Genomic DNA, 8448 nt, shown 5'->3' with positions numbered 1-8448 from the left:
CCAGCAAAAGGAGACGGATTCCCACGAAAAACGACCGCCCACTGGGCGGTCGTTTTTCTCGGAATGACGGGGGTTGTGCACTTTGCGTATTTTGCAACAGGCCCTTTTTCGATGTTCAGAGTGGAGATACGGTATTCGCCCCTGGCGAATGGATTTTGATCCGTCCGGCAGAGCCGGACACCATATCTCAACTCTTCCTCTTATTGCAGCCCGGTCAGGGCCCGCATGACGGTATAGGTCTGCTGGTCCAGGCCCTTCTTCATGGCAAGGGCCTCGTGGATGTCGTAGTCCACATAGGACTCGCCGTCCATCGCCACCACCCGGCAGGTCTTGCCCTCGGACAGCAGGCGCACGGCCTCATAGCCCATGTAAGTAGCGGCCACACGGTCCCGGAGGGAGGGAGCGCCTCCCCGCTGCACATGGCCCAGGATGGTGACCCTGGTGTCCAGGGAGGTGGCCTCCCGGATGTGGTTGGCCACCTCATAGGCGCCGCCCTGCACGCCCTCGGCCACGATGATCATGAAGTGGGTGCGCCCGGCCAGACGGGAGCGGCGGATGGGCTCGATGAGGTCGTTTTCGTAGTCAATGGCCTGCTCAGGCACCACCACGGCGGTGGCGCCGCAGGCCACCCCCACGTTGAGGGCCACATGGCCGGCGTGACGGCCCATGACCTCCACCACCGAGCAGCGCTCGTGGGACTGCATGGTGTCCCGCAGCTTGTCGATGGACTCCACGGCGGTGTTGCAGGCGGTGTCATAGCCGATGGTGTAGGTGGAGCAGGCGATGTCATTGTCGATGGTGCCGGGGATGCCGATGACGCTCAGGCCCTTGTCGGCCAGGGTGAGCAGACCCCGGAAGGTACCGTCGCCGCCGATGCCCACCAGAGCATCCAGCCCAAGCAGCTTGCAGGTGTTGACCGCCCGCTCCCGGCCCAGCTCAGACTTGAAATCCTCGCTGCGGGCGGAGTACAGCATGGTGCCGCCCCGGCGGGACAGGCCGCTGACGCTGTCAAAGTCCAGGGTGATGAAGTCGCCGTTGATGAGACCGTGATAGCCACGCCGGATACCCACGCACTCGATGCCCATGTGGACAGCGGTACGCACCACCGAACGGATGGCCGCGTTCATGCCGGGGGCGTCTCCCCCGCTGGTGAATACACCAATGCGCCGGACTGCTTTTTCCATGACGATTTCCTCCTTGCACTTGTGGCCCTGGGGGCCGTTTGGATCTCTCTATATGGATGATACGGTCTTACACCTTCAGCTCCGCCTCTTCCCCCTCCAGGGCGGCGGCGTATTGGGCCAGCACCGGCTTCACCTCGGCCTCCAGGAAGTCGGTGACCTGCTCCGGGCAGCGGCCGATATAGCGGGCGGGCTCCAGATGGGCGGTGATCTCCTCCCGGCTGAGCATGGAAAAGGCGGGATGAGCGGCGATGAGGTCGATGAGGTTGTTGGACAGGCCCAGGTCCTTCACGTTGGCCCCGGCCTGCTGACTGAGCACCCGGATGTGCTCGTGGAGCTCCTGCCGGTTTCCGCCCCGCTTCACCGCGTCCATCATGATGTTCTCGCTGGCCATGAAGGGCAGCTCCTCCAGTACATGCTTCTCGATGACCTTCTCGTGGACCACCAGCCCGCCGGCCACGTTGGCCCAGATATTCAGGATGGCGTCAGTGGCCAGGAAGGCCTCGGGCACGCTGAGACGCTTGTTGGCCGAGTCGTCCAGGGTGCGCTCGAACCACTGGGAGGCGGCGGTAACGGCGGGGTTGAGGGCGTCGCACATGACGTACCGGGCCAGGGAGCAGATGCGCTCGCACCGCATGGGGTTGCGCTTGTAGGGCATGGCGGAGGAGCCGATCTGGTTTTTCTCAAAGGGCTCCTCCACCTCCTTCAGGTGGCAGAGCAGCCGCAGGTCGGTGGCGAATTTGCTGGCACTCTGGGCGATGCCCGACAGGGTGGACAGCACCGCGTAATCCATCTTCCGGGAGTAGGTCTGCCCCGACACGGGAACGGTGGCGGTAAAGCCCATCTCGGCGGCGATCTTCTCGTCCAGGGCCTTACACTTTTCGTGGTCGCCGTCAAACAGCTCCAGGAAGGAGGCCTGGGTGCCGGTGGTGCCCTTGCAGCCCAGCAGCTTCAGGGTAGAGATACGGTGCTCCACCTCGTGGAGGTCAAAGAGCAGCTCGTTCATCCACAGGGTGGCCCGCTTGCCCACGGTGACCAGCTGGGCGGGCTGGAAGTGGGTGAAGCCCAGGGTGGGCTGGGCCTTGTACTTGTCGGCGAAGGGCGCCAGCTTGCCCAGCACCCGGACGATCTGGTCCCGCACCAGCTCCAGGGCCTCCCGCATGAGGATCACATCGGTATTGTCCCCCACGTAGCAGCTGGTGGCCCCCAGATGGATGATGGGCATGGCCTCTGGGCAGGCGTCGCCATAGGTGTGGACGTGGGCCATCACGTCGTGGCGCAGCTTTTTCTCGTACTGGGCGGCCTTCTCGTAGTCGATGTCGGTGAGGTGGGCCTCCAGCTGGGCCACCTGTTCCGCGCTTACCGGCAGGCCCAGCTCCATCTCCGCCCGGGCCAGAGCCACCCACAGCCGCCGCCAGGTGGAAAACTTCTTGTCCGGGGAGAAAATATACTGCATCTGGTCGCTGGCGTACCGGGAGCAGAGGGGACTTTCATATCGGGCGTGATCCATGAGACATACCTCTTTTTTTGTAAAATCATCATCTGACAGTATACTATAAACGACTCTGTATCACAAGGAAAATTTGTACCTTTTTACAGATGGCTTTGAAATTTTTTGCCGGTCTTGTCACCAGGGCCATGGGGGTGTAAACTGAACCTACCAGATCAATGACAGGAGGTGGAGCTATGCTCCAGGAATTTGTCTTTGGCCAGGAGCGCCGCACGGAGCGCGAGTGCAAAAGCCTGCTGAAGGTCCGCCGGGAGGAACTGGCCGCCCTCCAGCAGCGCATCAAGCAGGCGGGCCTGCCGGTGATCGTGCTGCTGGAGGGGTGGAGCGCCTCGGGCAAGGGCCGCACCATCCAGTCCCTCATCAGGGATCTGGACCCCCGGTTCTTCCGGGTGCTCAGCGTGGGCCCCCCTACCCCGGCGGAACAGCGCTGGCCCTTCCTGAAGCGGCATTTTGAATGTATCCCAGAGGGAGGCAAGGTGCTCTTCCTGGACACCGGCTGGATGGAGGAGACCGTGCGGGCCTATCTGCGGGGGGATCTGTCCGACCAGGAGTACCAGAAGCGGCTGGAGAGCATCAACATTTTCGAGCGGCAGCTCACTGCCGGGGGCTATCTGCTGATTAAAATCTTCCTCCACATCGACGCCCAGTGCCAGAAGGAGCGGCTGGACGGCCTGGCCGCCGACAAGGAGACCCTCTGGCGGGTCAACGACGAGGACCGGCGGCAGAACAAGAACTATGAAAAGAACCTGGCGGTATTCGACAGCTATCTGGAGGCCACGGACAAGCCCTGGGCTCCCTGGAAGGTCATCGACAGCACGGTAGCTCCCAAGGCCAACCTGGCGGCGGCGGACTGGGTGTACCAGCAGACCACCGCCGCCCTGGAGAGCCGTCCCCAGCCCGTCCACCCGGAGTACCATTGGGACATGGCCCCTCCCCTCCCCCTGGCCCAGGCTGACCTGACCCAGACTCTGGAGGAAAAGGAGTATCGCAAGCAGCTGAAAAAGTGCCGGGCCAAGCTGGCCGCCCTCCACAACGAGCTCTACCGGAAGAAGGTGCCGGTGGTCATCGCCTACGAGGGGTGGGACGCCGCCGGTAAGGGAGGCAACATCAAGCGTCTGGCCTCCGCTCTGGATCCCCGTGGATATGAGGTCCTCCCCATCGCCGCCCCCACCAGGGACGAGCTGGCCCGCCACTACCTGTGGCGGTTCTGGACCCGTCTGCCCAAGACAGGCCACATCGCCATCTTCGACCGCAGCTGGTACGGCCGGGTGATGGTGGAGCGGCTGGAGGGCTTCTGCTCCACCGAGGACTGGCAGCGGGCCTATGACGAGATCAACGAGTTTGAGAAGGAGCTGGTGGACAGCGGCATGGTAGTGCTGAAGTTCTGGGTGCAGATCGACAAGGACACCCAGCTCGCCCGGTTCAACGAGCGCCAGGCCGACCCCGCCAAGCAGTGGAAGATCACCGAGGAGGACTGGCGCAACCGGGAGAAGTGGGACGCCTACGAGACCGCCATCAACGAGATGCTGGCCCGTACCAGCACCACCTTCGCCCCCTGGCACGTGCTGGAGTCGGTGGACAAACGTTTTGCCCGCATCAAGGCCATGAAAATCGTCATCGAAGCCATCGAACAGGCGCTTTAGGTTGAGATTGGATGTAGGGGCGACCCTTGTGGTCGCCCGGCGTACCGTTTCCCAAACCGGCACCAACGGGCGACCGCAGGTCGCCCCTACGGACGAAATCATACCGTCTGCGTAGGGGCGGGTCCCAGACCCGCCCGGCGTACCGTTTCCCGCCCCGGGACGCCGGCCGCCATGTATGGCGGCCCTACGGACAGGACCGAACCTATTCGTAGGGGCGGCCTGTGGCCGCCCAGCGCACCGTTTCCCACCCTGGCACCAACGGGCGACCGCAGGTCGCCCCTACGGACAAAATTATGCCGTGTGCGTGGGCCGCGACGACCCCGGCGCGGCCATCGTGCCGTTCCCCACCCCGGGACGCCGGCCGCCATGTATGGCGGCCCTACATCTCAACTCTCCACTCTCCAATCTCAACTCTAAACGCAAGAAGGGCGTGCCCACGGGCACGCCCTTTCTGCGTTATCACTCGGTGAGGAACTTCTTCAGCCGGGCCAGGCCCTCCTTAATATTATCCATGGAGGTGGCGTAGGACCAGCGGACAAAGTTGGGGGCGCCGAAGCCGGAGCCGGGCACCACAGCCACCAAGCCGTACTTCAGGAAAGCGTCGGCAAACACATCGTCGTTGGTGATCTCCACGCCGTGGATGGTCTTGCCGATGAGCTGCTCCAGGTTCATCATCACGTAGAAAGCGCCCTCGGGCTTGATGCAGCTGACGCCGGGGATGGCGTTCATCTCACGGACGATAAAGTCCCGGCGCTCCTCAAAGGCCTTCCGCATGACCTCCACCTCGTCCTGGGGACCGCTGAGGGCGGCGGCGGAGGCCTTCTGGGAGATGGCCACGGGAGAACCGGTGGAGTGGCTGACGTAGTTGGCCATCACCTTGGCCACCTTCTCATTGGCGCAGGCATAGCCGATGCGCCAGCCGGTCATGGCATAGGCCTTGGACACACCGTTGATGAGAATGGTACGCTCCTTGGCGTCGTCGCTGAGGGAGGCAAAGCTGGTGAACTTCAGGCCGTCATAGGTCAGGCAGGCGTAGATCTCATCGGAGATCACGTACAGGTCGGCCTTCCGGCACACGGCGGCAATGGCCTCCAGCTCCTCCCTGCCGTACATCATACCGGTGGGGTTGGAGGGGTTGTTGAGCATGATGGCCTTGGTCTTGGGGGTGATGGCCCCCTCCAGCTTCTCGGCGGTAAGCTTGAAGTGCTCAGCCTCGGTGGCGGTGACCACCACGGGCACGCCGCCCACCATCTTGATCAGCTCATAGTAGCTCACCCAGTAGGGGGCGGGCAGGATGACCTCGTCGCCGGGGTTCACCAGGGCCCGGAGGGCCAGGTACACCAGGTGCTTGGCTCCGCTGCTCACTACCACCTGAGCGGGCTTGTAGTCCAGGCCGAAATCCGCCCGCATCCGGTCACACACCGCCTGGCGCAGCTCCACGGTACCGGCGGCGGGGGTGTAGCGGGTCACGTTGTTCCGGATGGCGGCGATACCCGCCTCCTTGATGGCGTCGGGGGTATCGAAGTCGGGCTCGCCGGCGCCGAAACCGATGACGTCGATGCCGTCAGCCTTCATCTGCTTGAACATGGCGTCGATGGCCATGGTGGTGGACGCCTGGACGGCCTGGGCGATGGTGGACAGCTCTTTCAATGGAATCTCTCCCTTGTCACTTTAAATTCTTGACATATTATATGCGCCGACTTGCAAAATTGCAAGTACCTATTTGAGGAATTTGGGTATTTTTGAATGAAGGAGCAGTTGCGGATGCAAAAAAACAGGGGCGTCCGTCGTTTTGACGGACGCCCCCGCTGGAATGCGGTTCAGGACCGGGCCTTGACCACCCGGACGATGACGGTGCTGAGCACCAGATTGATGGCCAGCTCCAGCACGAAGTTGACGCCGGTGAGCACCGTGATGATGTAGAACACCAGGTCGGAGCCGCCGGCCCAGGCCACCAGGGTATCATAAAAGCACAGGGTGAGACCGACGATGAAAATGCCGGTATTGACCACGGGGCAGAGGATACCGGCGGTGATGGCGGCCCCCATGGGGTAATGCCGGGCCATGATGGCCCGGAACACAGCGCCGGACACCAGGCCGGCGGCGGCCCCCTTGACGATGCACAGAGCGGCGGTGAGCAGCGGGTTGGCGGTAAAGAGGACGTTGCCGCCCTGGTCCCAGCCGGCGATGCAGGCGATGAGCACCACCACGCCGAACACGGCCCCCAGCCAGGCGCCGGCGCCCGCGCCGTACAGGGCCGCCCCGATGATGATGGGGGCCAGAGCCAGGGTGATGGTGAAGGGTCCGAACTTGACGAAGCTGGCGACTACCTGCAGGACCACAATGATGGCTGTCATCAGGGCAAGTCCTGTCAGACGTCTGGTTTTTTCGTTTGCTCTCATTTGATTACCTCCTGCTGCCGCTCCTCTCGGGAGGATGCAGCGCATTTATTTACCCACGGCGATACCGTTGAGTACCAAATCAGGTCTTTCGGGGCTTACGGTCGTTTTTCCGGTAGAGCAGGTAGAGCCCCTTCATCACCAGGTCGGGGTCGTAATGGATCTCCCGCCGGCAATGGGCCAGCACCCGGGGGCCGCTGCCTCCGGTAGCCACCACCGTCACCGGCTGGCCCACCCGCTCCTCGATACGGCCCACCACCCCCTCCAGCATGGCGGCGTGTCCGTACAGCATACCGGAGCGCATGGCCTCCTCCGTGGTGCGGCCCAGCAGCTCCACCGGCGCCGGGCTTTCCAGGGAAATGGGAGGCAGGGCGGCGGCCCGCTCCGACAGGGCCTCCAGAGCCAGGGTGAGCCCCGGCATGATGAGACAGCCCTCGTATACGCTGCCCACGATGAGGGATACCGAGGTGGCGGTGCCCAGGTCCACCATGACCAGCGGGCTGGGATAGGAGGCGATGGCCGCCACCGCCGAGGCCACGATATCGCTGCCCAGTTGGTTGTGGATCTCCGCCTTGATATTGAGCCCGGTCTTGATACCGGGGCCCACCACCATGGGGGGCTTGCCGATGAGCCGGGTAAGGGCGTCGGTGAAGATGGCCGTCAACGGAGGCACCACTGAGGACAAAATGGCCCCGCTGAGGGTCTTGGGATCGGCTCGATACAGTTGAAACAGACCGAACAGGTCGATGGCGCACTGATCCCGGGTCTTGTTCCGGGAGGTCTCCAGGGTGGCCCGGAAGCTCAGCTTACCCTCTGCTTCGAACATCCCTACCGTGGTGGTTGAATTACCCACGTCTACCGCCAGGATCATATCGCCTCTCCCTTTCCCGCCGTTGTTTTCCGCCCCTGATTGTAGCAGTTTTGCCCCAAATCGTCAAGTCGGAGCCCAAACCTTCCACCCACAGGGGGGAAGGTGGCCCGCAGGGCCGGACGGGAGGCGGCGCATTCCACGCTCCATTCTTATGAAAGCTCCAGGGCGAACAGGGCGGCCCCCAGGGCCCCGTTGAGCTGGGCCCGGTCAGAGATCACCAGGCGTACTCCCAGCTGTTTCTGGATGGCCTCCACCACCCCTTTGTTTTTGGACACTCCGCCGGTCATCATATAATTGGGCTCCCCGCCGATGCGGCGGCACAGGGCGCAGGTCTTGGAGGCCACCGACTGATTCAGGCCGTGGATGATATCGGCCTGACGCTTGTTCTGAGCGATGAGGGAGACCACCTCCGACTCGGCGAACACGGTACACATGGAGGAGATGGTGATCTCCTCCTTCCAGTCCAGCCCGGCGGTGCTCATCTCGTCCATGGACAGCTCCAGGGTGCGGGCCATCAGCTCCAGAAACCGGCCGGTGCCGGCGGCGCACTTGTCGTTCATCACAAAATTGACCACGTTGCCCTGGTCGTCAATGCGGATGACCTTGCTGTCCTGGCCACCAATGTCGATGATGGTGCGCACCGAGGGGTCCAGGAAAAAGGCTCCCCGGGCGTGGCAGGTGATCTCAGTGATGGACTTGTCCCCCAGCTGGATGGCCGAGCGGCCGTAGCCGGTGGTAACGGTGGCGGCGATGTCCTCTTTGGTGAGCCCCGCCTGGTCCAGAGCGGCCTCCAGGGCCCGGTCGGCCCCTGCCGCCGCCCCCGCCCCGGTGGGCAGGATCACCC

At 63.3% G+C, this 8448-nt stretch carries 7 protein-coding genes; 1 reads left to right on the top strand and 6 read right to left on the bottom strand.

Annotation, left to right across the window (positions count from 1 at the left end; all coding sequences use genetic code 11):
* Window positions 1-200: 200 nt before the first annotated feature.
* Window positions 201-1184, bottom strand: a complete 984-nt coding sequence (locus tag H6B51_RS15265; protein ID WP_204884497.1) for an ATP-dependent 6-phosphofructokinase — start codon at window positions 1182-1184, stop codon at window positions 201-203.
* A 67-nt stretch (window positions 1185-1251) separates the two neighbouring features.
* Window positions 1252-2691: an adenylosuccinate lyase gene (gene purB / locus H6B51_RS15260; protein ID WP_204884496.1), complete on the bottom strand. Its 1440-nt coding sequence runs from the start codon at window positions 2689-2691 to the stop codon at window positions 1252-1254.
* A gap of 176 nt (window positions 2692-2867) precedes the next feature.
* Here purB and pap point away from each other — a divergent pair, with 176 nt between their 5' ends.
* Complete coding sequence (gene pap / locus H6B51_RS15255; protein WP_204884495.1) at window positions 2868-4334, top strand: polyphosphate:AMP phosphotransferase; 1467 nt, start codon at window positions 2868-2870, stop codon at window positions 4332-4334.
* A gap of 459 nt (window positions 4335-4793) precedes the next feature.
* Here the strand turns inward: pap and H6B51_RS15250 are convergent, their stop codons facing one another.
* From H6B51_RS15250 to H6B51_RS15235, 4 genes are all read right to left on the bottom strand, one after another.
* Window positions 4794-5984 carry a pyridoxal phosphate-dependent aminotransferase gene (locus H6B51_RS15250; protein WP_243421351.1) on the bottom strand — a complete coding sequence of 397 codons (1191 nt, stop codon included), beginning with the start codon at window positions 5982-5984 and terminating at the stop codon, window positions 4794-4796.
* Between the two features lie 170 nt (window positions 5985-6154).
* Window positions 6155-6736 (bottom strand): ECF transporter S component, encoded by a 582-nt coding sequence (locus H6B51_RS15245; RefSeq protein WP_204884494.1) that lies wholly within the window; start codon window positions 6734-6736, stop codon window positions 6155-6157.
* 79 nt (window positions 6737-6815) lie between these two features.
* Window positions 6816-7604: a type III pantothenate kinase gene (locus tag H6B51_RS15240; protein WP_204884493.1), complete on the bottom strand. Its 789-nt coding sequence runs from the start codon at window positions 7602-7604 to the stop codon at window positions 6816-6818.
* 149 nt (window positions 7605-7753) lie between these two features.
* A partial coding sequence (locus tag H6B51_RS15235; protein WP_243421350.1) for an acyl-CoA dehydratase activase occupies window positions 7754-8448 on the bottom strand: 695 nt, incomplete at its 5' end.

This window comes from Pseudoflavonifractor phocaeensis (assembly GCF_016901955.1).
Lineage (GTDB): Bacteria > Bacillota > Clostridia > Oscillospirales > Oscillospiraceae > Flavonifractor > Flavonifractor phocaeensis_A.
Note: the sequence above shows the minus strand (reverse complement) of the source record. Positions and strands in the feature narration are given on the sequence as shown.

Bases quoted from the DNA above. Each gene is read 5' to 3' on its own strand.
- H6B51_RS15265 (WP_204884497.1), bottom strand. From the start codon at position 1,184: ATGGAAAAAGCAGTCCGGCGCATTGGTGTATTCACCAGCGGGGGAGAC.
- purB (WP_204884496.1), bottom strand. From the start codon at position 2,691: ATGGATCACGCCCGATATGAAAGTCCCCTCTGCTCCCGGTACGCCAGC.
- pap (WP_204884495.1), top strand. From the start codon at position 2,868: ATGCTCCAGGAATTTGTCTTTGGCCAGGAGCGCCGCACGGAGCGCGAG.
- H6B51_RS15245 (WP_204884494.1), bottom strand. From the start codon at position 6,736: ATGAGAGCAAACGAAAAAACCAGACGTCTGACAGGACTTGCCCTGATG.
- H6B51_RS15240 (WP_204884493.1), bottom strand. From the start codon at position 7,604: ATGATCCTGGCGGTAGACGTGGGTAATTCAACCACCACGGTAGGGATG.